This is a genomic window from Paenibacillus xylanilyticus (assembly GCF_013359935.1).
Lineage (GTDB): Bacteria > Bacillota > Bacilli > Paenibacillales > Paenibacillaceae > Paenibacillus > Paenibacillus xylanilyticus.
In genome coordinates, this window is sequence record NZ_JABMCB010000206.1 from 358,689 (window position 1) to 384,601 (window position 25,913).

Genomic DNA, 25,913 nt, shown 5'->3' on the forward strand with positions numbered 1-25,913 from the left:
GGAGCCAATTACATTTAGTGAGAACCTGTCCGGCTTTATCGGGCAGGTTCTTTTGTTTACCCCACAGCGTGAAGAGCTGTTGCTGGATGATATCTGTCTGCCTAGAATGAGGGGCCATTGGCGATTTTTATGAACATTTTGCAAGTTTGCCGCATACACTTGAGAACACCGAAGGACCTGGCGGTCCTCGGGGGAGCGATGCGGGAGGTCGAGATATGTCATATGAAATCGTAGAAGCCATGCTGGCCCGGCGGGGTGTACAGATTGATGCAATCGCTGAAATTGTATATCGTCTGCAAAAAGGGTACCACCCGGAACTGACCATGGATGACTGTGTAACGAGTGTGAAATCAGTGCTGCAAAAAAGAGAGGTTCAGTATACATTGTATACGGGTATTGCTCTAGACGAGCTGGCAGAGAAACGTCTCTTGCCGCAGCCGCTGCAAGCGATTATGGAAGCGGATGAATCCCTGTATGGAGTGGACGAGACTCTGGCCCTTGGCATCACCCATGTGTATGGCATGATTGGTTTAACCAGCTTTGGTTACCTCGATAAAGAAAAAATAGGCGTCATTCACGATTTGAATGAAGATGGATCAGGCATTCATGTTTTCCTGGACGACCTGGTTGCCGGTCTCGCTGCCGCGGCTTCCGCCCGAATTGCCCACAAGAATCTTAATGCCAAAAAATACCCTAAGGATCTATAATTTCCTCCCTGGCTGCAGGGCATTTCAGGGCGGCTGTGCTGCCCTGAAGATCCTGAAAGCCTGAATCTTTTGCCAGACACCAGGAACAAAGTGTTAACCATATCAGTTATCCTAGTGGGACAAATGTCCCTCAAGTTCCCGTTTTCTCCCGTTAGGTCCCGAACCCTTCCTTGCAGAAAAAAAGTGAGGTATGGTATCATTAGTCCAATATACGGGCTCTGAACATTAGCTTAGGGGGCGGACATGGCATGTGGACGGTGATTTACATTGCACCGACAGCAAAGGTTGCGGACAAGATTAAGACCAAGCTTTCGGAAGAAGGTTTTCTGGTACAGACCCGTCCCATCAGTTTATCCAAGCAGCAATTTGAGATTCGCGTCCCTTCTGGGGAATTGGAAGAAGTTCAGGAAGTGCTGAATTCGATTCTGCATTCCTGATTTGATTCAACATCAGAGGTGCCTTGGCGAAGAAGAAAGTACCATCGGTACATAAGGGGCTGACCGCGTAAGCGGAGAGAGGAAACGACTTGCATGTATTGTATGCTGCTGTCCTTCCTTCTTTTTTTGTTAGGCTATGGACTGACCAGGCTGCTCCCGGAGACCCTACCGAGACAAGTTCAAGTAATTCGCGCAACAATCTTTCGGTATTACAGGTAACATCAATTGTGCTGACAGAAGCCGCTGATTCTTGCCTTATGCCGGCGGATTTTTTTGTTGTGAATGTCTGGACAAGGCCCATTGCAGCGTGTGGGTCGCAAGCGGTTCACCGCAGTACCTGTGTAGAAGTCGCTTTTTAAGCGATTTGATGCAGGTACGGCTATCAAATCAACGGCTGGAGAGGTGTAGTTGTGTTCAAAGATATATTCCAGAAAAAACGGAAGTACGCTACCATACCTTCCGAGCGTGCGGTTCGTGGCGAAGGCCAGGAAGTCGTAGAACGTCCCAAGCGTGAAATCCCTGAAGGGCTTATGAACAAGTGCAGCAAATGCGGCACGATTCAATATAGCAAGGAATTAGAGAAAAATCTGAAAGTATGTCCTGCTTGCGGCTACCACATGCGCTTGAATGCCATGGAGCGAATTGCCATGGTTTTGGACGAGCAAGGCTTTGTTGAGCTGGATGCCGACATGGTATCGGTTGACCCGCTTGGTTTTCCAGGATACAGCAGCAAGCTGGAACAACAGCGTCTGAAGTCAGGCCTGAAGGAAGCCGTAATCACAGGTGAAGGAACGATTGAAGGTTTACCTGTAGTTGTTGCTGTCATGAGTTTTGATTTCTTCACAGGCAGCATGGGTTCTGTCGTAGGGGAGAAAATTACACGTGCTGTAGAGCATGCGACCGAAAAAAACTTGCCCCTGATTATTTTTTCAACATCAGGTGGAGCACGGATGCAGGAAAGCATACTCAGCCTGATGCAGATGGCCAAAACAAGTGCAGCCCTGGCTCGTTTGGATGAACAGGGAGGACTATATATTTCGGTCATCACGGATCCGACTACCGGCGGGGTATCGGCGAGTTTCGCCAGTCTGGGCGATATCAACATTGCTGAACCAGGTGCCGTATTTGGTTTTGCCGGCCGAATTGTCATCGAGCAAACCATTCGTCAGAAGCTGCCTGAGGATTTCCAGACGGCAGAATTTAACATGCAGCATGGTCAGTTGGACTTGGTGATTCACCGGAAGGAACTTCGTACGACCCTTGCCAAGCTTCTGGATATGCACAGCGAAAAAGGAGGGGTCTAAATGGCGGGTGAGTTGCCATATGAAGCGCCTCTGGTTGAGATGCGCAAAAAGATTGAGGAGCTTGTACAGTTTGGACAGGAGAAGGGCATTGATTTCACGGATGAAATCGCCCGCCTGGAGGAACGTTATCATAGACTTGAAGAAGAGATATATTCCGGTATAACGGCAGCCCAGAAAATGCATCTGGCACGTCATCAACAGCGTCCGACTGCACTTGACCTGATTCAGCTGATCTTTACCGATTTTATCGAACTTCATGGCGATCGGATGTTTGGTGACGATCTGGCCGTCGTTGGCGGCCTTGCGAAGCTGAACGGAAAAACGGTAACCGTCATCGGACAACAGCGGGGGAAGGATACGAAAGACAATATCGCCCGCTTTTTCGGGAGCGCACATCCGGAAGGTTTCCGCAAAGGACTGCGGCTGATGAAGCAGGCCAACAAATTTGGTCGTCCAATTATTACATTTGTTGATACTAAAGGAGCCTATCCGGGTAATACTGCAGAAGAGAGAGGTCAATCGGAAGCCATCGCCCGTAACCTGATTGAAATGGCGAAGCTCACGGTGCCTGTTATTGTTGTGGTCATCGGCGAAGGTGGAAGCGGCGGCGCACTCGCCCTGGCTGTAGGCAATCGTGTACTCATGCTGGAGCATGCCATTTATTCAGCGATCTCTCCTAATGGTGCTGCATCAATTCTGTGGAAGGATGCGTCCAAGGCAGATCAGGCAGCTGAAGCGATGAGAATTACAGCGAAGGATCTGCTTGAAATGGAAGTTATTGAGGAGATAGTTCCTGAACCACGTGGTGGTGCACACCGGGATTACGAAGGTGCGGCATCAGCGATCAGTGAAGCTCTCGTTCGTCATCTGGAAGAGATGAAAGACTGGAGTGGGGAACAGCTGAAGCAGGATCGTTACGAAAAATTCCGCAAAATCGGATCCGTTACGTTCGAATCGCCAACGCCACCAGCTCCAGTTGAAGCTCCTGAGGAACCCGTTCGAACCGATACAGTGAATAATTTGTCGGTAAATGCAGAATGATGTGACGAATTTCCTATACAAATGAACGAAAGTATAGTAAATTTAATAGTTGGAAAAAGAAAAAGACATATACAGAGAGACCTTTTAAAATCGGAGGAAACCCAAAATGCGCAAAACGAAAATTGTATGTACAATCGGTCCATCCAGTGAATCACTGGAGAATACCAAAAAACTGATTATGGCCGGTATGAATGTGGCCCGTCTGAACTTCTCCCACGGTGATTTCGATGAGCACGGCGGACGGATCAAAGCGATTCGCCAAGCATGCGAAGAGTTGAACAAAACTGTAGCAATCCTTTTGGACACCAAAGGACCGGAAATTCGGACAGGTAAACTTGAAGTTGAACCGATTGAACTGGTTCAGGACGAGTACATCACTTTGACAACAGAAGAAATTCTGGGCACCAAAGAACGTCTTTCCATTACGTATGCAGATCTACCGAATGATGTTGAGCCGGGATCTACAATTCTGATCGACGACGGTCTGATCGGACTGACTGTGGTGGAAGTGCAAGGCACCGAGATCAAATGCCGTATCGTTAACGGCGGAACGATCAAAAGCAAAAAAGGTGTTAACGTTCCGGGCGTTGCCATTTCTCTGCCGGGCATCACTGAAAAAGATGCGAACGATATCGTATTTGGTATCGAGCAAGGTATCGATTTCATCGCGGCTTCTTTTGTTCGTAAAGCAAGTGACGTGCTTGAGATTCGTGAATTGCTTGAGAAGCACAATGCCGGACATATCCAAATCATCTCCAAAATTGAGAACCAACAAGGCGTAGACAACCTGGATGAGATCCTTGAAGTGTCTGATGGCCTGATGGTTGCTCGTGGTGACCTTGGTGTGGAAATTCCTGCTGAAGAAGTACCATTGGTACAAAAACGCATGATCGAAAAATGTAATGTTGCAGGCAAACCGGTTATTACAGCAACACAAATGCTGGATTCCATGCAACGTAACCCGCGTCCAACACGTGCGGAAGCAAGTGACGTAGCGAATGCGATCTTCGACGGAACAGATGCGATCATGTTGTCCGGTGAGACAGCTGCGGGTAAATATCCTGTGGAATCCGTTCTGACGATGTCCCGTATTGCGGAAAAAGCAGAGTCCGCTCTGCCTTACCAAGAGCTGTATCTGAAACAACGTGTTGCACAACAAACAACCGTTACGGAAGCAATCAGCCAATCCGTTGCCCTGTCCGCTCAAGATCTGAACGCAAAAGCGATTATTACTTCGACAGAATCTGGCCATACGGCTCGTATGGTTTCCAAATATCGTCCGGAGGCTCCAATCATTGCCGTGACAACGGAAGATAGAACTTCCCGTCGTCTTGCACTAGCTTGGGGTGTTACACCGGTCAAAGGCAGACGTTGCGATTCAACGGATTCCTTGTTTGAGAATGCTATCGAAGGCGGAGTGAAATCCGGAATCGTCAAAGAAGGAGATCTGGTTGTCATTACTGCGGGTGTACCTCTTGGACGCTCCGGTTCCACTAACCTGATCAAAGTAAGCCAAATTCCAAACAACGCTTAATTGCATTAAGCTTTAGCTGGAGAATGAACAGGAATGAAGCAATGGGGCATTTGTCCCGTTGCTTTTTTCCATCTTTATGACACTTTTTACCTGACGAGTACGTATGAATGGTAGACCGAAGGAGGCCGATAACATGCAAGAACAGAGCCAAGGAAACTGGTATGCGGCACGTCTGCGTGTGCGCTACCAAGAGAGCGATCAGATGGGTGTGGTCTATCACGCCAATTATTTGAATTGGTTTGAAATCGGTCGAACCGAGATGATTCGCCAAATGGGGTATACATATCGTAAAATGGAGGAACAGGGGTTATTGCTTCCCGTAACCGGACTGGATGTGAAATATCATAAGCCTGCAAGGTATGATGATGAGATTATGATATTCACCCGAATTGTTGCATTTAGTGGTCTGCGATTAAATTATGAGTACGACGTAAGACGCACTACCGAAGACCTTGCTAAACAGATCGGCATTGGAGAACAGGTATGGACTTCCGATGAACCACTTCCGGGAGAACGACTGGTTACAGGCTCTACCCAACATGTGTGGGTGAATGAGGACTGGAAGCCCGTCAGGCTGGATAAGGCCGCCCCTGAGCTCTACAGCGCACTTGAGAACGTGTGGCTCTCAGGAAAGGAGTAATTGGTAATGCGAAAATGGATGTGGGCTATACTATTATTCGTTCCGGTTATTGAATTGTTTGGATTTATTTTGATGAGTGACTGGATCGGAGCCGGGAAGACACTGCTTCTCATGATTCTCACGTCCTTGATTGGTATAGCGATGCTGCAGTTTGAAGGGCGAAAGGTACTCGTCGATGCCAAAACCGAGATGGAGCGCGGTAAAGTGCCTGGACGGAAAATGGTAGACGGACTTTTTATTTTTGTGGGTGGTTTCCTGCTGCTGATTCCAGGGTTTGTGACAGATATCATTGGATTTACCCTGGTGTTTCCGTTAACACGTGCAGTGTACCGTTTATTCTTCCTGGGTTGGCTTGAGAAAAAAATGAAAAACGGCAGCATCACCTTCTACCGCCGTCCGTAATCTTATAGTTGGCTCGATAAGGTTCCACCTGGCAGATCTTTTCCTGCAGGGCGGAGCCTTTTGCCATATAGAACTTGTACTAAAGCTATCGGACACGACCATTAATGATATAAGTCCTAAGATCACGCAGCACATTCGCCCGGTTGAATGCATCGAGGATGACCAGGCTGACAGGACCGATGATTAAGCCAAGTACACCAAAAAGCTTCAGTCCGACAAACATGCCCACAAGTGTCGCAAGCGGGTCCAAACCAACACTGCTTGCCAGCACCTTCGGTTCAATGATCTGCCGGGCAATCAGTACGATGAGATAAACGACAGAAATACCAATCCCTAGATAAAGATCACCGTTCATGAACAGGTAGGCTGCCCAGGGGACCATTACCAATCCAACACCCAGATAAGGCAAAAGATCAACCAGGCCGATCAGCAAAGCGATGGTAAAGGCAGACTTCACCTGTAAAATGAGCAATCCAATCATAACAAATACCGCGGTAATGGAGATCATGATCAACTGAGCTCTGGCGTAACCGAACAAGGCCTTTTTCAGATCGTTCCATATGTCCGTGATCGGTTTGCGAATCGAGGAAGGCACCCATCCCGACACCGTGATGCCATGCCGTGTCCAGCTTTTGCTAATAAAAAAGGTGGAGAGCAGGACGACAATTAATACAGCGCCCATATTAGGCAGTGAGGACAGTAAGCCAAGAATCATGTTGAAAAATCCAGTAACCAGATCGCTAACTGCCGTACCTACCGACTCGGTAGTTTTACTGATATTGCTGTTAATCGTTTCTTGATAATTGGGATTTTCCTTATAAAATTCGTTAATCTCGCTGATCAGATTCTGAATCGAATCATTTTGAGTCCAGCGGACAAAGGTTTCCTTGATCTCATCCACATGCAGGTCAAAACTTGTGGTGAGTGAAATCACTTCTTTTACCATACGGGTCACTGCGGCGGATAGCACCACTGCAATAGCCCCGAAATAAACAATCAATGAGAGAGTTACGGCTAACCAGCGTGGAAAGCGGGCTTTGTCCTGAAGCAGCTTCACCAGCGGATTCATGGCATAGGCGATAATCCATGCAATCACAAATGGATACAGAAGCGGGAACAGCAAGTATATGGCAAAGGCAATCAGAACGGTTGCAATAATGACCCATAAGCCGCGCAGCAGGCGTTTCATAATAATTCTGTCCAAACGTCACGTCTCCTTCTAACAATTTCGAACAGCATGGAAGCTATCTAGTTAATATAGAGCAATTGCAGCGTTTTGAAACGTTGGGATTGGCCTGCTGGGAATCATTTATTTTCTTTTGCCTAGAGTATGCCAGATCGGAGTGATTTATAGCAATAATCATGGAGCCAGCGCACAGAAATATATAAATAGGATAAAATGTCAACCTTGTTTTTGTAAAGGCTTTCAAAAATGATTTATAGGCGTGATAAAGAAGTTTGATGTGCGAATGACCTTTCGTGATGTTCACATAACCGACAAAATCCAGTATGATGATATAAGGAAATACCGATTGACAGATAAGAAACCCGAAATTTGACGGTTTTACTATTTAATGAATTGTAAATGTTTTCAACACCAATTTTGCGTTTCTGAGAGAGCTTCATCATGCTTTGTGGTTTCTTGATTTCGTTTATTAAAGGAGAGATGTAATATGACAGCTACCAAAGGTCTGGAAGGCATCGTTGCAACAACCTCTTCGATCAGTTCCATTGTAGACGGTGTGCTTACATACCGTGGCTACAATATTGACGATTTGGCTGAACATGCAAGCTTTGAAGAAGTTGCTTATTTGCTGTGGTTTGGCAAATTGCCCAATACGGATGAATTGAAATCCCTTCGTAAAAGCCTGAGCGATTACGCGCCGATTCCGAGCGAGTTGATTGCACAAATCCAATTGTATCCGAAAAACATGAGTACCATGGCAGCACTGCGTTCTGCAGTTTCCGCTCTGGGACTGTACGATGAGCAGGCTGACGAGATGACAGCTGAAGCCAATGAAAATAAAGCGGTCAAATTGCAAGCACAATTGCCAACCATTGTGGCAGCCATCGCCCGTATTCGTCAGGGTAAGGAACCTGTGGCTCCTAAAGAAGGCGCTTCCATTGCAGAGAACTTCCTGTATATGATGACAGGTGAAGAGCCTTCCGAAACGGCAGTTAAAGCGCTGGATCAGGCTCTGGTTCTGCACGCAGATCACGAACTGAATGCTTCCACGTTTGCAGCACGTGTAACTGTAGCAACGCTCTCCGACATTTATTCAGGTGTAACTTCTGCTATTGGCGCGCTGAAAGGACCGTTGCATGGTGGTGCGAATGAAGCTGTAATGAAAATGCTGAATGAAATCGGCACACCGGATCGTCTGGAAGCAGCCATTCAGGAGAAACTGAACAACCGTGAGAAAATCATGGGCTTCGGACACCGTGTATACAAAAACGGAGATCCGCGTGCCAAACATCTGCAGAAGATGTCCAAGGAACTGGGCAGCATGAACAATGACACCCGTCTCTATGAGATGTCTGTGAAGATAGAAGAGCTGGTTACCGGGCAAAAAGGGTTGAAGCCGAACGTGGATTTCTATTCCGCTTCCGTGTATACCCAACTGGGGATTGAACAGGAACTGTTTACACCGATCTTTGCCATCAGCCGGGTGTCCGGATGGACAGCTCATATTCTGGAGCAACTCGCGGATAACCGTATTATTCGTCCACGTGCTGAATATACAGGTCCAACGGATCAGCGTTACATTTCAGTTGAACTTCGCTAATGACCTCAAAACCAGTATAATAAACAGGGATGGGGTGAAGGGTCCCGAGATCTGGCTGCAATCCGGTCAGAGGATCAAGACCCTTCCTTCAATAAGACAAGCGGTATCATGATACCGGATACTACCAACACTCAAGGAGGAATTATGACTATGAAATTAGAAAAATTCGCTCATCCAACTGAAGGGGAAAAAATTCAGATTGATAACGGTACACTGCAAGTGCCCAATAACCCAATCATCCCATTCATCGAAGGTGACGGTACAGGCCGTGATATCTGGAAAGCTTCCAAACGTGTACTGGATGCAGCTGTAGAAAAAGCATATGATGGCAGCAAAAAAATTGCATGGTATGAAGTGTTTGCTGGTGAGAAAGCATTCAATACATACGGTGAATGGTTGCCAAACGATACGCTTGAAGCGATTCGTGAGTATATTGTAGCCATCAAAGGACCTCTGACGACGCCAATCGGTGGCGGAATTCGTTCCCTGAACGTTGCATTGCGTCAAGAGCTTGACCTGTACACTTGCTTGCGTCCTGTACGTTACTTCGACGGTGTACCTTCCCCGGTAAAACGTCCTGAGCTGGTAGACATGGTCATTTTCCGTGAAAATACGGAAGATATCTATGCAGGTATCGAGTATGCTGAAGGCTCGGATGAAGTGAAAAAAGTGATCCAGTTCCTGCAACAGGAAATGGGCGTTAACAAAATCCGTTTCCCTGAAACATCAGGTATCGGTATTAAGCCAGTATCTTCCGAAGGTTCGAAACGTTTGGTACGTGCAGCCGTTCAGTATGCCATCGATCACAACCGTAAGAGTGTGACATTGGTACACAAAGGTAACATCATGAAATTCACTGAAGGTGCCTTCAAAAACTGGGGTTATGAAGTAGCTGAGGATGAATTCGGCGATAAAGTGTTCACTTGGGCACAATACGATATCATCAAGGAAAAAGATGGTACTGATGCAGCGAATGCAGCACAAAAAGCAGCTGAAGATGCAGGTAAAATCATCGTTAAAGATGCAATTGCCGACATTGCTCTGCAACAAGTATTGACTCGTCCAGGCGAGTTCGATGTCATTGCTACTTTGAACCTGAACGGTGACTACCTGTCCGATGCACTTGCAGCACAAGTTGGTGGTATTGGTATCGCTCCAGGAGCTAACATCAACTATGTAACAGGCCATGCCATTTTCGAAGCTACACACGGTACTGCACCTAAATATGCGGACAAAGATGTCGTGAACCCTGGTTCCGTTATTCTGTCCGGCGTTATGTTGCTTGAGCACCTGGGATGGCAAGAAGCTGCAAACCTGATCTACAAAGGAATGGAAACTTCCATCAACAACAAAACGGTAACATATGACTTTGCACGTCTGATGGATGGCGCTACTGAAGTTAAATGCTCTGAATTCGCTGATCAAATCATTAAAAACCTGTAAAGGGAGTTGAGAAGCATGACTATTCAGCGCAAAAAAATCACAGTAGTCGGCGCCGGGTTTACCGGAGCGACAACAGCTCTGATGCTTGCCCAAAAGGAACTCGGAGATGTTGTACTGGTTGATATTCCCCAATTGGAGAACCCGACTAAAGGTAAAGCACTCGATATGCTGGAGGCCAGCCCGGTACAAGGCTTTGACAGCAATATCATCGGAACTTCCAATTACGAAGACGCGGCAGGTTCGGACATTGTGATTATCACTGCAGGTATTGCCCGCAAACCGGGAATGAGCCGTGATGATCTGGTGAACACCAACGCAGGAATCGTGAAGTCCGTGTGTGAAAATGTGAAAAAATATTGCCCTGATTCCATCGTCATTATTCTGAGCAACCCGGTAGATGCGATGACTTATGCAGCATATAAGACACTAGGATTCCCTAAAAACCGAGTGATCGGTCAATCCGGTGTCCTGGATACGGCTCGATATTGCACATTCATTGCACAAGAGCTGAATGTATCAGTTGAGGATGTCCGTGGTTTCGTTCTTGGTGGCCACGGAGACGATATGGTACCTCTTGTTCGTTATTCGAGCGTCGGTGGTATTCCGATTGATACACTGATTCCGGCAGACCGCATCGAATCCATCGTACAACGCACACGTGTTGGTGGTGGCGAGATTGTCAATCTGCTTGGTAACGGAAGTGCGTATTATGCGCCTGCAGCGTCACTGGTTCAGATGACCGAAGCAATTCTGAAAGACAAAAAACGGATCATTCCAGTGATTGCTTACCTTGAGGGCGAATACGGTTATAACGATTTGTTCCTGGGAGTACCAACCATTCTGGGTGGAAACGGAATTGAAAAAGTGTTCGAACTCGAACTAACGCCTGAGGAAAAGGCGGGACTCGATAAATCCGCTGACTCGGTTCGAAACGTCATTTCAGTCGTAACCATCTAAGTTTGAAAACTTCTTGAACAGAAACAGTGAGAAAACCTCCGGAAAACCCGGAGGTTTTCTTTTCTTTGGATAAGTTCCCCAGTATAATGGGATGTGATGTATAGCACATTGAAAATGTTGAGGAGGATGGAAATTTTGACAATGATTATGTATTTGCTTCATATTATTGGAGCACTGTCGATGGGATTCTATCTGATCTTGCCATTCGTAGTTGGTAAGATCCGCACTCTGAATGCTGCGGCACAAGAAGGCGCATTTACATCGGTTCGTTCATTGAACCGTTTTGCCCAGTATGGATTGGTTATCCAGCTTCTCACAGGGGGGTACCTCATGACGAAGGGAGAGTATTCCTACCTTTGGATGGGTGTAGTGGTTGTTTTATTGCTCGCAATCGCTGCCATTGGGGGCATTATGGGTAAACCGCTGCGGTTGGCTGCAGAAGGTGTGAAAAGCAACCGTGACGTAAGCCCTGAGCAAGGCAAGATCCGCACGTTTAGTACAATACTGGCTGTACTGCTGCTCATTATGATTTATCTTATGGTTGATCGAACTGTAATCTAAAATGTTAACGCAAGAATGTGATCTGAGGCAGGTTCTAACCTGAACTTAAAACGCTTGCAAAATCGGACAGGACAAGCCCTGCTGGGTAAATAGATCCTAGAGGCATTTAAAATAGACAACCCAAAGGGCTGTCTATTTTTTGTTTGCATACTTTTTAATTAAGCGAGGCTGACTGAATGAGCATATACGGCGTTCCGGCCACTGCGTTTTGACTCGTATAGTGCACTGTCTGCATCTCGAAGCAATGACTCCAGTGAATCCGTAACACCACTGTATTGGGCAACGCCGAAGCTGGATGTAATGGGTATAAAAGTGCCTTCCACATCAAGCGGTTCATTCAGCAATGCCACACGTAACTGCTCGGCTAATCGCTTACCCTCCTGAAGAGTGGCATTCGGGAGTGCGATAACAAATTCCTCTCCGCCATACCGGGCAAACAGCATCTCGGAATTCAGATAACGATTACATACTGAAACGACATGAACAATGGCCTGATCGCCAACATCATGTCCGTAGGTATCGTTTATTCGTTTGAAATAATCAATATCAAATAAAATAAAGGATGCAGGCTGATGATTAAGCTGAGCCTCGTTCAGCAATTCCCGGCCTTTATGCAGGAAATGAGTTCGATTGTATATTTTGGTTAGACCATCGAAATAAGCGAGCTGCTTCAATTGTTCTTGCAGAAAGCGCTGCTCCGTAATATCGATTAGCATGATCAGGCTGCCAACGGCCTCTCCATTTTTGTTATACACATACGATGTTCTGACCTGGTAACAGACCGTCTGCCCGTGCAGCTGCCAATACAGATCGGTCTGTAGGCCTTCCCTTCCGTATTCCACAGGAAAAGTCTCACCGGCCAGTGAAAGCCAGATATCATTCAGCGGCTGTCCAACCATGCTCGTCTCAAGTTCAGGCAGCATATCACGCAACGCTTTGTTGTAATCGACCAGACGATTTGAACTATCCAGGACAATAACGCCCTCGCGCATACTCTCGAAAATGCTGTCTTTGGCAATAGGCACGATGGTCAATAGACGGGTGGACAGGATTGCCCAGATGTACATGGATGAGGTGATACACATGAGCACGGGAACGGGATCCATTCCTCCGGGTGTCATTCCCATTAAGTAAAGAAAGGCACCCGTCATGGGAATCAACTGAGAGGTAATCAAGGTGAGCAGCTGACGGCGATACATTTTTTTGGTATGTTTCCATTGCGCGATCAGGATCAGACAGGCACATAACAAACATGAAAAGGTAAATGCTCCGTGAACCACATACCATTGACCAGCGGCAATATCCATCAGAGGAACAGAACTATCCGTTCTAAGCCATACTTTTTTGTAGAACAGATGGTGATAGTCATTGGTGGCAACCATAAAGAGCGTAATCGTCGGAATGATGAACAGTGCGGCAGTTGCCTTCTTGGATAATGATTTTCCCGTGTACTGGATCATGAGGATCAGACCGAGGGAGGCCGAAAAAGGCATGCCCATGTATTCCACTACCGTCCAGAATTTCATTTGTTCAAGTGTATTACTGGCGAGTTCAATGGCATACCCGAAGGTGTAAACGGATAAGGCAGCCGTATAGAGAATAAATACGTTGGCCCTGGAAATTTCCGATCTCCTAAAATACGTGTATACACACAAAAAAACATTCAGAACGGCTGAAGTGGCTACAAGGGATATATATGCATTGATGTGCGACGGTTCCATTGTTTGGTCTCCATGTCAGATTGAAATATCTGTTATTTGAAATGCCGGGTTGAACCCTTGTTTATACCGATAAAAGGAACAAAAGAACACATTTGTATACTGTACATTGTACATCAGCTGAAGCAGCATAGGAATTACAAATTGAATTTAGAAACAGTGTATTTCCGAAAAAAAGTGGATTTTTAGTGCAATTTTAATTAAATGCTATTTTCTGTTTGACCTCCAAAAGAGAGTGGTAAGTAAGTATCGAGACAACAGTAGTGGACCTGGATGATGTCAGTTGCAGAGGAATAATCTGTTCTGTTCATGCCATCCTACAGAATGAGAACTTGTACAGCAATTCATTTTGAGAGGAGAATGTGAAATGTCAACCAATACACAAACGCAAAAAACGATGCCAGCGCAGCATCAGGATCAGCGTCCCGGAATTGAATCGGAGATGCATCCTAAACCGGAGTTCGAAAAACCGCAGTATAAGGCTGCGGATAAATTGTTGGACAAAGTCACCCTAATTACCGGTGGTGACAGTGGAATTGGACGTGCCGTGGCCGTTACGTATGCCAAAGAGGGTGCGGATGTAGCCATCGTATATCTGAGTGAGCACAAGGATGCGGAAGAGACGAAGCGGCAAGTGGAGCAGGAAGGACGCAAGTGTATTCTGATTGCTGGGGACATTGGTGACGTCTCATTTGCCAAGAAAGCCGTTCAGCAGACGGTGGAGCAGCTGGGCAAGCTGGACATTGTGGTAAACAATGCTGCCGAGCAGCATCCGCAGCAGCAATTGGAGGATATTACGCCTGAACAGCTGGAGCGGACGTTCCGCACCAACATATTCGGGATGTTTTATGTCACACAGGCAGCCCTGCCACATCTGAAGCAAGGCAGCACGATTATCAACACGACGTCAATCACTGCCTATCGCGGAAATCCAACCCTGATCGATTATTCATCGACCAAAGGAGCCATTACGTCTTTCACGCGTTCCCTGTCCATGAATGTCGTCGAGAAAGGCATTCGTGTCAATGCAGTAGCTCCAGGCCCAATCTGGACCCCACTAATTCCGTCGACATTTGATGAGAAAAAGGTGAGCGAGTTCGGCGCAACGCAGCCAATGAAGCGTCCTGGTCAACCGGATGAGCTGGCTCCGGCTTATGTATATCTTGCATCGGATGATTCATCTTATGTAAGTGGACAAGTCATGCACATCAATGGCGGCGAAGTCGTTAACGGGTAATTCAATCTTGTATCTGGTAAGTTACTTAAACCATAATTCAGACGTATCGTTCGGCTGCTGCTGGGCGGTACGTCTTTTTAATTGTAACGACTGGCAAATTTCTATGCTGAGTTTACAAAAGTCAAGATCAGAAATGATAGTTACATGATATTCTTGATACATGTTCTCTCAGACTAAATGCAGCAAGGATAGCCCTATCCTTATCTGCTTCAAGTTAGAAACAGATTTGTCCCGAAGGCATCTGTGATATGATAGACGGAACATACGCATCGGGGAGGATACAACGTGAAGATTAGCAAACAAAATGCAGCGCATTACATATGGGGTGCGCAATGTGATGGATGGCATCTCGTCCAGAATGAGGGATTAAGCATTATCCATGAGCGCATGCCCGCGGGAACAGCTGAAATACGGCATTACCATTCCGCAAGCCGCCAATTCTTTTTTATTCTCAGTGGAGTGGCCTGTATGGAGCTTGATGGAGTGGAGTATACTCTTGAGCCACATGAAGGACTGGAGATTCCACCAGGTGTGCCTCATCAGATGCAAAATACAAGTGCAAATGAAGTCGAGTTTCTGGTTATTTCGCTGCCCAGCACACGTGGCGATCGCATAGAGCTAACTGATACAAGTGAGATTAATTAAAAAAGGAAGAGATTAATGAGACCGTTTCGAGTTCGCCTCTCCATCATCATGATGATATTGATTGGTGTATCCGTCATCGTGGCCGGATATACCATGGGCAGAGTATTTAAAACAACACATACCACTGCACTGGAGCAAACAATGGTGCGTGAAATCAATTTGCTGAAGGCGACGTTTCCTTTTCATGATGCAACCGATCCAACCTCGGCGGAAACAAGAAGGTATTACTCGGACAGTGCAGGCGAGCTGGAGAAGCTGACCGACTCAAGAGTTACGTTCATTAATCGAGATGGAACAGTCATTGGCGATTCGGAGACAGATCCTGCCGAGATGGATAATCACTCGGACCGGGAAGAGATTAAGGGCGCAGTCGGAGAAGGTTATGGCCAGTCGATCCGTTACAGTGAGACGTTGGGACAGGACATGTTATATGTCGCTCTGCCCGTAAACTCGGAACAAAGCGACATGGTGGAAGTGCCAGGCGGTAAATTCGATGGTTACATTCGATTGTCCATGAGTTTGGCTGCTGTGGACCAGGGGCTGCAGCGTGGCTGGTTGATTATGTTTGTTGCATTGGGATTGTTATTCCTGATTGTGGCTCTGGTCAGTTACCGGGTTGCCCGAGGATTAACATCACCGATCGAACACATTACGAAGGTAGCTCACCGGATTACCAAACTGGAGTATGACGCCAGGGTACAGGTAACACGCAGAGACGAAATTGGTCAGCTTGGCCTAGCGATTAACGGGATGGCTGACAGCCTCCAGACCCAGCTCAAGACGATTCGCGACAATGAAGCACTGCTTCAGAGTGTCCTGGCCAATATGGCAGGCGGCATAGTCATGATTGATGCGGGTCAGTCCATTGCACTGGTGAACCGGGAAGCAGAACGGATGCTGGGTATTCAGTCTGAGCGCGTGACGGGTAAACCTTATATTGAATTGAAGAAACATTATGAATTGACTCGGACGATTGAAGAAAGTGTGGCCGTTCAGGAGCGGATGCATGAAGAAGTAAGTATTTTTAACCCGGAAGAACGTTTAATTCGCATTGACGGCGTGCCAATGTCTGAGGATGACGGCGGATACCGGGGAATGTTATTCCTTTTGCAGGATGTTACGGCGATCCGGAGACTGGAATCGATGCGCAGTGAATTCGTCGCGAATGTTTCCCATGAATTGAAGACTCCTGTGGCTGCAGTCAAAGGGTTTGCTGAGACGCTTCTAAGTGGCGGGGTTCAGGATAAAGAGACAGAACGATCCTTCTTGCAGATCATCTATGATGAAGGTGATCGATTAAACCGGTTAATCGGGGATATTCTGGAGTTATCCAAAATTGAATCCAAGCGGGCACCGCTGCAGTGTTCTCCTGTACATGTGCATTCCTTCTTCGAGATGGTTCTGGGTACACTATCCAAAGTGGCGGAGAAAAAGCAGATTCGTCTGCAGATGCTTGTTCCGGAGGAACTGTATATCGAAGCCGACGAGGATAAGATGAAGCAGATTTTCATTAACCTGCTCTCAAATGGAATTAACTACACCCCGGAGGGTGGACGTGTCAAACTACAGGTGACGGTCGAACATGGTGAGGACGAGGAGCAGGTTGTATTTGCGGTATCTGACACCGGGATTGGCATTCCGAAGAAGGACCTGCCGCGCATTTTCGAACGTTTCTACCGGGTGGACAAGGGAAGATCACGCAACTCTGGGGGTACCGGGCTTGGATTGTCCATTGTGAAACATCTGGTTGAGCTGCATCACGGCAAGTTGTCCGTTGAAAGTGAACTTGGCATGGGAACAACTTTCAAGGTAATCCTTCCACTGATTCAGGATGAAGAAATCTAGGCCTGGAGAAGTGAATTGTAAAAACGGACAAATCGCTTTACACAGCGTTAACAAATAAGTGCTATGATATAAAAAGTGTTGTGGCAACAGACAACCTATAAGGAGAGAAGGGGTATCATGGCACAGCGTTTGCTAGTTATTGAAGATGAACCTACATTATCAAGATTACTTACGTATAACCTGACACAGGAAGGTTACGACGTTACAGCTGAAGATCATGGATCCTCAGGATACGACCGTGCAGTTTCCCAGGACTTTGATCTGATCCTGCTGGATCTGATGCTTCCCGGAATGAACGGCCTGGATATTCTGAACAAGTTAAGAATTCAGGGTGTAACTACACCTGTCATTATCCTTACTGCGAAAAATGGTGAAGCCGAGGTTGTACAGGGCCTGAAATCCGGAGCTGACGATTATATCACGAAGCCCTTTGGTGTTTCAGAATTGCTTGCCAGAGTGGATGCTGTATTGAGACGGTATTCCAATGGTGATGACATGCCACAGCCAGAGGACAAGGATGGTTCCCGAATTGTACTGGGCGAACTTGAGATCTACCCATTGAAGTATGAAGTGACGCTAGGCGGACAATCCATTAGTCTGCGTCCCAAAGAATTCGAAGTGCTGCTCTATCTGGCCAAGAAGCCAGGCGTTGTGCTTACACGCGATGACCTGATGAATGCGGTCTGGGGCTTTGATTATATCGGAGGTCAGCGAACCGTAGACGTTCATGTCAGTTCGTTGCGTAAAAAGCTGGAGCTGGACCCGGAATCCGTCCACATCGATTCCATTCGAGGTGTTGGTTATAAACTGGTTGTAAAAAGAAAAACTCCCCATCATTCAAGTTCGTAATGATCGGGGAGTTTTATTTTACGTTCGATTTACAAAAACCTTTATTTTCCTTTACATAGAGGGAGTAGCATGAACTTGTCCGAGTGATTCTTAGGACCTACATAACCCATCTCAGGACGGAGCTCATACGTAAAGGAGATTGCGCATTTATGCCCATGTTGCTCGAAGAGAAGCCTGATCTACCCCTGGAAGATACATATAAACACGAGGATGATTCCGCTCTTGTAACTGAGGAAGATAATACAGAGTTATCCTTCAATAATCAGGTGTCCATCCGAGACTACTGTCGTCAGGTTCCCATGGTGGGGGTACATACCACCTGTGGAGAGGCTGCTAGCATGCTGAATCATGACCAGAGTTATCCATGTGTTGTATTGGGTGATGATCAGAATCGCCCGCAGGGGTTAATAATGCGGGAGAAATTGTACCGAATACTGAATGGACGTTTTGCCGCAGACTTGTTTTATCGCAAGCCCATATCGCATGTTGCTGATTCATCTCCGGTGGTTGTGGATGTACAAGCCGATGCGCCAGGAGTTATTGATGTAGCCTTATCACGAAGTGAGGAGCACTTCTATGACTGCATCATTATAACGGAGGAGCAAAGATTGCTTGGTGTGCTAACGATGCGGGATTTAATGTCCCTGTCCAGAAGGCTGCAGCACGAGGCAGGAGAAGAGCGCGTTCGTACCATTACGGAGAGCCGGCAAGAGATATCCCGGATTCATGAGTCGATAACCAAACTGGTTAGGTCCGCAGGAAAAACAGGAGAAGAAGCAAAAGAGATTATTCACTTGTCTGAGCAGGGCGCAATCAGTCTTATGCAGGTTGAGGCTTCCTATAACCGTGTACATCAGCACATGGAAGGCCAACGCCAACATGCGAGCGATATGCTGAACTCGATAGAAACCGGAGCGGGGATGGCACGTTCCATTCGTTCTCTGGCAGATCAAAGTGCATTGCTTGCCATGAATGCATCAATTGAGGCAGCCCATGCAGGCGACTATGGACGAGGGTTTCAGGTGGTAGCCAGTGAGATTCGTGCTCTGGCCAAGCAAACCCGAGAGGTTGCAGGGGATATGTCCTCTTTACTAGAAGGGATCGGGGAATTAACCAGACAAACGGTTGAACTGGTACGCGCCAGTGCTGCAGAGATTGACGAGAGCTCCGTACATGTTACCGAAGGGAGTGCAGCATTCAACCGATTAAGCACAGCCGTTGAAGGCATGCTGCATAACGCTGCCCATATCGCAGAGGAAGGCAGGCATACTGGAGAAGTGGCAGAGCATATTCGAAGAAAACTGGAGGCAATGGTTTCCGGAGAGGAAATTTAGATAAACGATAGACATCATTTACCATCTATGATCGTAGCCGGAAGGTCATGGCTTGTGAAGGATGTCTTTTTACATTCCGTTAACATGAAAGTGATACTGTTTTTACAATGAGAAGGTAGGATATTAAGGATGACCGAGAAGCTTAACATAAATGATAGCCCCCGGTCTCAACGTAAAGGGAGCTTGGTTTGTCCCTCCAGCGAAGGAGAAGTGAACATCCATGAAGGAACTCATTCACATTGAAGGACTTAATCTATACTATGATACGCACCATGCGCTTAAAAATATATCTATGGATCTGCCGGAGCGGACTGTCACTGCGTTCATTGGACCGTCAGGTTGCGGTAAATCCACGTTGCTTCGCACATTAAACCGGATGAATGACATGATTCCTGGTGTGCGTGTAGAAGGACAAGTTCTGCTCGATGGATCGGATATTTACAGTAATGAAATCGAAGTTGAGACGCTGCGCAAACGGGTAGGAATGGTGTTTCAACAGCCCAATCCGTTTCCAAAATCAATTTATGATAACGTCGCTTATGGCCCGCGTTTGCATGGTGTAACCCAGAAGGCCGAGCTGGACCAGTTGGTCGAGCAAAGTCTTGTTCACGCTGCATTATGGGATGAAGTAAAAGATGTGCTCAAGAAATCAGCTCTTAGTTTGTCAGGTGGTCAACAGCAGCGTCTGTGTATTGCACGAGCACTCGCGGTACAGCCTGATGTATTGCTGATGGATGAAGCAACTTCGGCCCTAGACCCAATCTCCACATTAAAGATCGAGGAACTGGTCAAGGAACTGCACAACAAGTATACGATTGTTATGGTAACCCACAACATGCATCAGGCTGCCCGTGTATCGGGTAAAACTGTATTTTTCCTGAATGGGGAAGTTGTGGAGGCCGCTGATACAGAAACGCTGTTCTCCACGCCACAGGATTCCCGGACCGAGGATTATATATCCGGACGGTTCGGTTAAGCAAGCTGAATTCGAACGAACCCGGCGTATCCGGAGATGATGGACAAGGAGGACAAGGAAACCTATGATCCGCAGAAAAGAATTTGATCAGGAGCTTGAGGAGCTGCGCATTTTGCTTCGGCAAATGGGTGAGCATGTAGGAAAGGCATTGGATGGTGCCATTGAGAGTTTACGGACATTGGATGCCGAGAAAGCTCAGGTCATCATCAAGAATGATGCGAATCTGAATGCTCTGGAAGACAAAATCATGGAACTGGGTTCCAAGCTGATTATTACCCAGCAGCCAGTTGCGAAGGATTTGCGACGCATTATTGTGGCATTCAAAATCTCAAGTGATCTGGAGCGTATGGGCGATCTCGCCTTGGATGTTGCAAAGGTTACGCTTCGTATGGAAGGCCAGGAGCTCATTAAACCACTGGTGGATATCCCGCGTATGGCGGAAATCGTCAAAGAGATGATTGATGAATCCATCGAGTCGTTCCTGAAAGAAAATACCGATCTGGCTTACAAAATGGCTCAAACGGATGATCAGGTTGACCAACTTTACAGCCATATGATTGGAGATCTGTACAGTTTCATGACATCGCATCCGAATCAGGCCTCTCAAGCCATGCTGCTCATGCTGGTAGGTCGTTATATTGAACGCATAGGTGATCATGCAACCAACATTGGTGAGAGCACGGTCTATCTGGTTACAGGCAAGCGTCCGGATCTAAACCAGTAATAAACAGCAAATATTTGGAATTGGGGACTATTTGCAACGAAAATAAGGGACTTTCTCCCGGCAGCCTGCAACATCAGGCTGTCTAAGGAGAGAGTTCCTTTTTTGCTGGATGAAATTTGTAAAAAGATGTCCAATCTTTTTTGTAGTAACAGGTGTGTATGTTATCATGAGAGTAGATGTACTTGAGGGTTTGACCATACGATACGTGAGGTGCTGGAATGGAAAAGTTTATTCTCATAGATGGAAATAGCATTATCTACAGAGCATTTTTTGCAATGCCTCCTCTGACCAATTCGAAAGGTCTGCACACCAATGCCGTGTATGGCTTTACGACCATGTTGCTTCGATTGCTGGAAGAGCATAAGCCGACACATGTCATGGTGGCATTTGATGCTGGTAAAGTCACCTTCCGTCACGAAGGATACCAGGAATATAAAGGCGGCCGGGAAAAAACACCACCCGAGCTGTCGGAACAGTTCCCGTTACTGAAAGAATTGCTGCAGGGACTTGGAATTGCCCAGTTTGAGCTTGCAGGGTTTGAAGCGGATGACATCATCGGAACGTTAACCAAACGCGCAGACGAGGCGGGAAGACAGGTACTGGTTGTATCGGGTGACAAGGACATGCTTCAGCTTGCCTCCGAACATGTACATATCGGACTCACGCGCAAAGGGGTTACCGAAATCGAACTGTATGACCCTGCTCAGATTCAGGAACGTTATGGGCTGACGCCATTGCAGATTATCGACCTTAAAGGCCTCATGGGCGACACTTCTGACAATATTCCAGGTATTCCGGGAGTCGGAGAGAAGACGGCTTTGAAACTTCTGCATCAATTCGGTTCGGTCGAGGAAGTGCTGAACGGTACAGGTGAATTGAAAGGAAAAATGAAAGAGAAGATTGAAGCGCACGCCGAAGATGCCCGGATGAGCAAACAGCTAGCGACCATTCACCGCGAAGTGCCACTGGAGCAAACGTGGGATGACATGCAGTTCGCGGGGCTAAAAGAAGAACAAGCAGGGCCAGCACTGGCCAAGCTTGAATTCAAGTCCCTGCTGGAACGCTTGTCGTTCAGCGGCACTGCAGTTTCTGCAGCAGAAGCCGTACCCGCTGCCGAGGTGGAATCCACCATTGCTACGGAAGAAACGATTGGTGAGCTGTTCCAGTCGCTGGATTCCATTGACGTGCTCCATGTGGAGACTCATGGCGATAATCCGCATCAAGCAAAATTGATTGGACTTGCTGTGGGGTCGGCAGGAGCATATACCTTCCTGTCCCCCGAGTTGCTTCAATCCGAAGCAGCGGCTCCGGTACGCGAATGGCTTGGCAATCCGGACAAGCCCAAACGTGGTTATGACCTGCATCGAATCGATTTGGCCCTGCACGCGCATGGTATTGAGTTCGCCGGAGCATCCTTCGATGTGCAGCTTGCTGCCTACTTGCTTGATCCTACGGAATCCAATCAGACGATTAGCGGACTGACTTCGAAGTATGGTCTGCCTTCCCTGGCTGAAGATGATACGGTTATGGGTAAAGGAGCGAAATACAAGGTACCTGATGTAGAGGTCCTGGGCGATTTCCTGTGCCGTAAGGCTGCTGCCGTGGCTGCCATCATTCCTCTTCAGGAGCAGGCACTTGAGAACGATGAGATGAACGCGCTCTTTCATGAGCTGGAGATGCCGTTATCACGTATTCTGGCTGATATGGAGAAGCAAGGGATCAAGGCCAATACAGCAGATCTTCAGGCACTGGGTCGTGAGTTTGAAGAACAGATCAGCAGGCTGATGGCAGAAATCTACCAACTTTCCGGTACGGAATTCAATCTGAACTCTCCGAAACAATTGGGTGAGATTTTATTCGATAAGCTTGGCCTGCCTGTAGTGAAGAAAACCAAAACGGGCTACTCCACAGATGCTGAAGTGTTGGAGAAGCTGGCTCCGTATCATGATGTGGTACAGCTGATTCTGCAATACCGCCAGCTTGCCAAGCTGCAGTCCACTTATGTAGAGGGTCTCCTGAAAGAGATTTCGGACCGGGACGGCAAGGTGCATACGTTCTACCGTCAAACCATAGCTGCCACGGGGCGCCTCAGCAGCCAGTTTCCGAACTTGCAGAACATTCCGATCCGACTGGAAGAGGGACGCAAAATCCGGAAGGTATTTGTTCCTTCCGAGCCAGGCTGGTCCATTTTGGCGGCAGACTATTCCCAGATTGAATTGCGTGTACTCGCCCATATCTCGGATGACGAGCGTTTGAAGGAAGCTTTTGTTCATGACATGGATATCCATACCAAGACAGCGTCTGACGTATTCGGAGTTAAGGCTGAAGAGGTGGACAGCGACATGCGTCGTTCAGCCAAGGCAGTTAACTTCGGAATCGTATATGGCATTAGTGACTACGGTTTGTCCCAAAATCTGAACATCACACGAAAAGAGGCTGCTCAATTTATCGATCAGTACTTTGAAGTTTTCCAGGGTGTTCGTCGATATATGGACGATATTGTGAAGGAAGCACGTCAGGACGGCTTTGTCAAAACGCTGCTGGAACGCCGTCGGTATCTGCCGGAGATCAATGCAAGCAACTTTAATCTGCGTTCCTTCGCAGAGCGTACGGCAATGAATACCCCAATACAGGGTACAGCCGCAGATATTATCAAGCTTGCCATGGTACAGATGGACGAAGCGCTTCGTGAACGCAAGTTGAAGAGCCGCATGCTGCTGCAGGTGCATGACGAACTTGTATTCGAAGTGCCAGCGGATGAGCTGGAGCTGATGAAGGAGCTTGTACCATTCGTTATGGAAAAGGCATTGGAACTTTCTGTACCGCTGAAAGCGGAAGTCAGCTTCGGGGAAAACTGGTACGAAGCCAAATAGCAGACCCCATGCGGGTTTCCGTTATTTTACAAACGTTACTTCACAAGGATTCGACACAAGAAGGGGTCCCGCTGAAGCTCATCTTCCGTTATAATATAGGGGAGGTGAGAACATCATGCCGGAATTACCGGAAGTCGAAACAGTCAGAAGAACATTAAATCAACTTGTTGTAGGTAAGACCATTGAACGCGTAACCGTTAGCTTGCCGCGCATCATTCAGCGGCCGGACGATATAGATGCATTTGCACTGGAACTCACAGGACACACCATAACTGGCGTGGAACGAAGAGGCAAATTTTTACGGATTTTGTTGGACGGGCTGGTACTGGTCTCCCATCTGCGGATGGAAGGAAGATACGGCGTATACCAGCAGCACGAAGAAGTGGAGAAGCATACCCATGTTATCTTTCACTTTACGGATGGTACTGAATTGCGTTATAAGGATGTACGTCAGTTTGGGACCATGCATCTGTTTACTGCGGGAGAAGAACTGGTATCTAAACCTTTGCTCAAGCTTGGTTTGGAACCGCTGGATCCGGCATTTACAGTGGCAGCCTTTCGTGATGCTGTTGGCAAACGGACAATCAAAATCAAGGCTGTGTTGTTAAATCAGGCATATGTCGTTGGCATCGGGAATATTTATGTGGACGAAGCCCTTTTCCGCGCAGGCATTCACCCTGAAACCATTGCCAAGACGTTGACCGAAGCCCAATTAACGGTGCTGCACGAGGCGATTGTAGCTACGCTGCAGGATGCCGTGAATGCAGGTGGATCTTCCATCAAATCGTATGTTAATGGACAAGGCGAGATGGGCATGTTTCAGCATCAACTGAAAATCTATGGACGTAAATCCGAGCCTTGTACAACATGTGGTACATTAATTGAGAAAAGTGTTGTGGGTGGTCGCGGGACGCATTACTGTCCGAAGTGCCAACCACTAAACTAAAACCAATGAAGATACAAATTGAAATTGTCGTTTACACACTAACGGCTTGAATTTGTATCAAATGAACGAAATGTTTAAAACGTAGCACCCATGGATTACTCCCTCCATATACTGATATGGCAGAATAAGCGGGCGAATACCTACTTGAAACGGTAGGTTAAAATGAGTTCCCGCACAGGGGAGGAATCCGGGGTGCTGCATCATTTTATTTCATTGCTGGCGCTTGCTTTGGCGCTTAGTTTAGATGGTTTTGGTGTTGGGATTACATACGGGCTGCGCAGGACGAAGATCCCGCTGTTATCCATTGCTGTAATCTCCATTTGTTCGGGATTGGTCATTGGCCTGTCTATGCAGGTTGGCGTTCTATTATCCCATGTGGTATCTCCTGATGTGGCTTCGATCGTTGGTGCAGTTATTCTGATTGGTATCGGCGCGTGGTCATTGATACAGCTGATCCGAAAGCAAGGGAAAGATCGACTTGAATCGGATGCTGGGACGGAAGAAAATGGGGGCAGAGGGCAGACGACAGATGATAGACTGGTCAAAGGGAAAAATCAGGTGCTAGCGCTTGAGCTTGAACAATCTGAATCTGGCGGGTCGCTGGAACGAATGGTATTTACACTGGAGCTACGGAAGTTAGGTGTCGTTATTCAAATCTTGCGCAGTCCTTCCAAAGCGGATATGGACAATTCGGGCAGCATCTCCGCCCAGGAGGCGATGTGGCTGGGAATTGCTCTGTCACTGGACGCTTTCGGTGCAGGACTTGGAGCCGCTTTGCTGGGTTTCCCCACATTGTGGACTGCGCTTGTCATCGCATTGTTCAGTGGTGCATTTCTGTTACTGGGCATGAAAGTCGGATTGCGTTTTGCAGCTCTGCGCTGGATGAAGAGGCTGTCTGTGCTGCCTGCGTTGTTGTTAATGATTATGGGAATAATGAAGCTGTTATGAGGTGAA

23 protein-coding genes are annotated in these 25,913 nt (G+C 47.3%); 21 read left to right on the forward strand and 2 right to left on the reverse strand.

Annotation, left to right across the window (positions count from 1 at the left end; all coding sequences use genetic code 11):
* The first annotated feature begins 215 nt into the window (after nucleotides 1-215).
* From HP552_RS33510 to HP552_RS33540, 7 genes are all read left to right on the forward strand, one after another.
* Complete coding sequence (locus HP552_RS33510; RefSeq protein WP_175399639.1) at nucleotides 216-707, forward strand: phosphatidylglycerophosphatase A family protein; 492 nt, start codon at nucleotides 216-218, stop codon at nucleotides 705-707.
* A gap of 248 nt (nucleotides 708-955) precedes the next feature.
* The gene (locus HP552_RS33515) at nucleotides 956-1,144 is read left to right on the forward strand and encodes a hypothetical protein (RefSeq protein ID WP_017689496.1); all 189 of its coding nucleotides are present in this window, start codon (nucleotides 956-958) and stop codon (nucleotides 1,142-1,144) included.
* Nucleotides 1,145-1,554: 410 nt separating this feature from the next.
* The gene (gene accD, locus HP552_RS33520; protein ID WP_095288130.1) at nucleotides 1,555-2,448 is read left to right on the forward strand and encodes an acetyl-CoA carboxylase, carboxyltransferase subunit beta; all 894 of its coding nucleotides are present in this window, start codon (nucleotides 1,555-1,557) and stop codon (nucleotides 2,446-2,448) included.
* Nucleotides 2,449-3,489, forward strand: a complete 1,041-nt coding sequence (locus HP552_RS33525; protein ID WP_175399640.1) for an acetyl-CoA carboxylase carboxyltransferase subunit alpha — start codon at nucleotides 2,449-2,451, stop codon at nucleotides 3,487-3,489. It abuts the gene before it with no gap.
* A 106-nt stretch (nucleotides 3,490-3,595) separates the two neighbouring features.
* Nucleotides 3,596-5,023, forward strand: coding sequence for a pyruvate kinase (gene pyk, locus HP552_RS33530; protein ID WP_175399641.1), 1,428 nt, complete (start codon nucleotides 3,596-3,598; stop codon nucleotides 5,021-5,023).
* Nucleotides 5,024-5,156: 133 nt separating this feature from the next.
* Nucleotides 5,157-5,663, forward strand: coding sequence for an acyl-CoA thioesterase (locus HP552_RS33535; protein WP_175399642.1), 507 nt, complete (start codon nucleotides 5,157-5,159; stop codon nucleotides 5,661-5,663).
* Nucleotides 5,664-6,065 carry an FxsA family protein gene (locus HP552_RS33540; RefSeq protein WP_127536528.1) on the forward strand — a complete coding sequence of 134 codons (402 nt, stop codon included), beginning with the start codon at nucleotides 5,664-5,666 and terminating at the stop codon, nucleotides 6,063-6,065. It abuts the gene before it with no gap.
* A gap of 85 nt (nucleotides 6,066-6,150) precedes the next feature.
* On the opposite strand, the gene ytvI is transcribed toward HP552_RS33540, so the two are convergent.
* Nucleotides 6,151-7,269 carry a sporulation integral membrane protein YtvI gene (gene ytvI / locus HP552_RS33545; RefSeq protein WP_175399643.1) on the reverse strand — a complete coding sequence of 373 codons (1,119 nt, stop codon included), beginning with the start codon at nucleotides 7,267-7,269 and terminating at the stop codon, nucleotides 6,151-6,153.
* Nucleotides 7,270-7,738: 469 nt separating this feature from the next.
* Between ytvI and citZ the strand changes: the two genes are divergently transcribed.
* The 4 genes from citZ (at nucleotide 7,739) to HP552_RS33565 (ending at nucleotide 11,812) form a co-directional block, all read left to right on the forward strand.
* Nucleotides 7,739-8,851 (forward strand): citrate synthase, encoded by a 1,113-nt coding sequence (citZ, locus tag HP552_RS33550; RefSeq protein WP_175399644.1) that lies wholly within the window; start codon nucleotides 7,739-7,741, stop codon nucleotides 8,849-8,851.
* Between the two features lie 150 nt (nucleotides 8,852-9,001).
* Nucleotides 9,002-10,294, forward strand: a complete 1,293-nt coding sequence (gene icd / locus HP552_RS33555; protein WP_175399645.1) for an NADP-dependent isocitrate dehydrogenase — start codon at nucleotides 9,002-9,004, stop codon at nucleotides 10,292-10,294.
* A gap of 15 nt (nucleotides 10,295-10,309) precedes the next feature.
* The gene (gene mdh, locus HP552_RS33560) at nucleotides 10,310-11,251 is read left to right on the forward strand and encodes a malate dehydrogenase (protein WP_175399646.1); all 942 of its coding nucleotides are present in this window, start codon (nucleotides 10,310-10,312) and stop codon (nucleotides 11,249-11,251) included.
* A 135-nt stretch (nucleotides 11,252-11,386) separates the two neighbouring features.
* On the forward strand, nucleotides 11,387-11,812 hold the full coding sequence (locus HP552_RS33565; protein WP_175399647.1) for a hypothetical protein: 426 nt from the start codon (nucleotides 11,387-11,389) through the stop codon (nucleotides 11,810-11,812).
* Between the two features lie 158 nt (nucleotides 11,813-11,970).
* Here HP552_RS33565 and HP552_RS33570 read toward each other — a convergent pair whose 3' ends face one another.
* Complete coding sequence (locus HP552_RS33570; RefSeq protein ID WP_175399648.1) at nucleotides 11,971-13,533, reverse strand: histidine kinase N-terminal 7TM domain-containing protein; 1,563 nt, start codon at nucleotides 13,531-13,533, stop codon at nucleotides 11,971-11,973.
* Between the two features lie 364 nt (nucleotides 13,534-13,897).
* Between HP552_RS33570 and HP552_RS33575 the strand changes: the two genes are divergently transcribed.
* The 10 genes from HP552_RS33575 to HP552_RS33620 all read left to right on the forward strand — a co-directional run bounded on the left by HP552_RS33575 (nucleotide 13,898) and on the right by HP552_RS33620 (nucleotide 25,907).
* Complete coding sequence (locus HP552_RS33575; RefSeq protein ID WP_175399649.1) at nucleotides 13,898-14,767, forward strand: SDR family oxidoreductase; 870 nt, start codon at nucleotides 13,898-13,900, stop codon at nucleotides 14,765-14,767.
* Nucleotides 14,768-15,052: 285 nt separating this feature from the next.
* Nucleotides 15,053-15,412, forward strand: a complete 360-nt coding sequence (locus HP552_RS33580; protein ID WP_175399650.1) for a cupin domain-containing protein — start codon at nucleotides 15,053-15,055, stop codon at nucleotides 15,410-15,412.
* Nucleotides 15,413-15,427: 15 nt separating this feature from the next.
* Nucleotides 15,428-17,257: a two-component system histidine kinase PnpS gene (gene pnpS, locus HP552_RS33585; RefSeq protein ID WP_175399651.1), complete on the forward strand. Its 1,830-nt coding sequence runs from the start codon at nucleotides 15,428-15,430 to the stop codon at nucleotides 17,255-17,257.
* Nucleotides 17,258-17,374: 117 nt separating this feature from the next.
* Nucleotides 17,375-18,106: a response regulator transcription factor gene (locus HP552_RS33590; protein WP_175399652.1), complete on the forward strand. Its 732-nt coding sequence runs from the start codon at nucleotides 17,375-17,377 to the stop codon at nucleotides 18,104-18,106.
* 149 nt (nucleotides 18,107-18,255) lie between these two features.
* Nucleotides 18,256-19,440 carry a methyl-accepting chemotaxis protein gene (locus HP552_RS33595; protein WP_175399653.1) on the forward strand — a complete coding sequence of 395 codons (1,185 nt, stop codon included), beginning with the start codon at nucleotides 18,256-18,258 and terminating at the stop codon, nucleotides 19,438-19,440.
* Between the two features lie 220 nt (nucleotides 19,441-19,660).
* Nucleotides 19,661-20,416, forward strand: a complete 756-nt coding sequence (gene pstB, locus HP552_RS33600; protein ID WP_095288115.1) for a phosphate ABC transporter ATP-binding protein PstB — start codon at nucleotides 19,661-19,663, stop codon at nucleotides 20,414-20,416.
* A 64-nt stretch (nucleotides 20,417-20,480) separates the two neighbouring features.
* Nucleotides 20,481-21,140 (forward strand): phosphate signaling complex protein PhoU, encoded by a 660-nt coding sequence (gene phoU, locus HP552_RS33605; RefSeq protein WP_175399654.1) that lies wholly within the window; start codon nucleotides 20,481-20,483, stop codon nucleotides 21,138-21,140.
* A 218-nt stretch (nucleotides 21,141-21,358) separates the two neighbouring features.
* Nucleotides 21,359-24,013, forward strand: a complete 2,655-nt coding sequence (gene polA / locus HP552_RS33610) for a DNA polymerase I (protein ID WP_175399655.1) — start codon at nucleotides 21,359-21,361, stop codon at nucleotides 24,011-24,013.
* A 115-nt stretch (nucleotides 24,014-24,128) separates the two neighbouring features.
* On the forward strand, nucleotides 24,129-24,959 hold the full coding sequence (gene mutM, locus HP552_RS33615) for a DNA-formamidopyrimidine glycosylase (protein ID WP_175399656.1): 831 nt from the start codon (nucleotides 24,129-24,131) through the stop codon (nucleotides 24,957-24,959).
* Nucleotides 24,960-25,151: 192 nt separating this feature from the next.
* Entirely contained in the window at nucleotides 25,152-25,907 is a 756-nt protein-coding gene (locus HP552_RS33620; RefSeq protein WP_175399657.1) for a manganese efflux pump, read from the forward strand.
* Nucleotides 25,908-25,913: the final 6 nt, after the last annotated feature.

Bases quoted from the DNA above. Each gene is read 5' to 3' on its own strand.
- pnpS (WP_175399651.1), top strand. From the start codon at position 15,428: ATGAGACCGTTTCGAGTTCGCCTCTCCATCATCATGATGATATTGATT.
- phoU (WP_175399654.1), top strand. From the start codon at position 20,481: ATGATCCGCAGAAAAGAATTTGATCAGGAGCTTGAGGAGCTGCGCATT.
- HP552_RS33575 (WP_175399649.1), top strand. From the start codon at position 13,898: ATGTCAACCAATACACAAACGCAAAAAACGATGCCAGCGCAGCATCAG.
- HP552_RS33590 (WP_175399652.1), top strand. From the start codon at position 17,375: ATGGCACAGCGTTTGCTAGTTATTGAAGATGAACCTACATTATCAAGA.
- HP552_RS33595 (WP_175399653.1), top strand. From the start codon at position 18,256: ATGCCCATGTTGCTCGAAGAGAAGCCTGATCTACCCCTGGAAGATACA.
- polA (WP_175399655.1), top strand. From the start codon at position 21,359: ATGGAAAAGTTTATTCTCATAGATGGAAATAGCATTATCTACAGAGCA.
- citZ (WP_175399644.1), top strand. From the start codon at position 7,739: ATGACAGCTACCAAAGGTCTGGAAGGCATCGTTGCAACAACCTCTTCG.
- HP552_RS33515 (WP_017689496.1), top strand. From the start codon at position 956: ATGTGGACGGTGATTTACATTGCACCGACAGCAAAGGTTGCGGACAAG.
- pstB (WP_095288115.1), top strand. From the start codon at position 19,661: ATGAAGGAACTCATTCACATTGAAGGACTTAATCTATACTATGATACG.
- HP552_RS33570 (WP_175399648.1), bottom strand. From the start codon at position 13,533: ATGGAACCGTCGCACATCAATGCATATATATCCCTTGTAGCCACTTCA.
- HP552_RS33525 (WP_175399640.1), top strand. From the start codon at position 2,449: ATGGCGGGTGAGTTGCCATATGAAGCGCCTCTGGTTGAGATGCGCAAA.
- icd (WP_175399645.1), top strand. From the start codon at position 9,002: ATGAAATTAGAAAAATTCGCTCATCCAACTGAAGGGGAAAAAATTCAG.
- mdh (WP_175399646.1), top strand. From the start codon at position 10,310: ATGACTATTCAGCGCAAAAAAATCACAGTAGTCGGCGCCGGGTTTACC.
- HP552_RS33510 (WP_175399639.1), top strand. From the start codon at position 216: ATGTCATATGAAATCGTAGAAGCCATGCTGGCCCGGCGGGGTGTACAG.
- HP552_RS33535 (WP_175399642.1), top strand. From the start codon at position 5,157: ATGCAAGAACAGAGCCAAGGAAACTGGTATGCGGCACGTCTGCGTGTG.
- pyk (WP_175399641.1), top strand. From the start codon at position 3,596: ATGCGCAAAACGAAAATTGTATGTACAATCGGTCCATCCAGTGAATCA.
- mutM (WP_175399656.1), top strand. From the start codon at position 24,129: ATGCCGGAATTACCGGAAGTCGAAACAGTCAGAAGAACATTAAATCAA.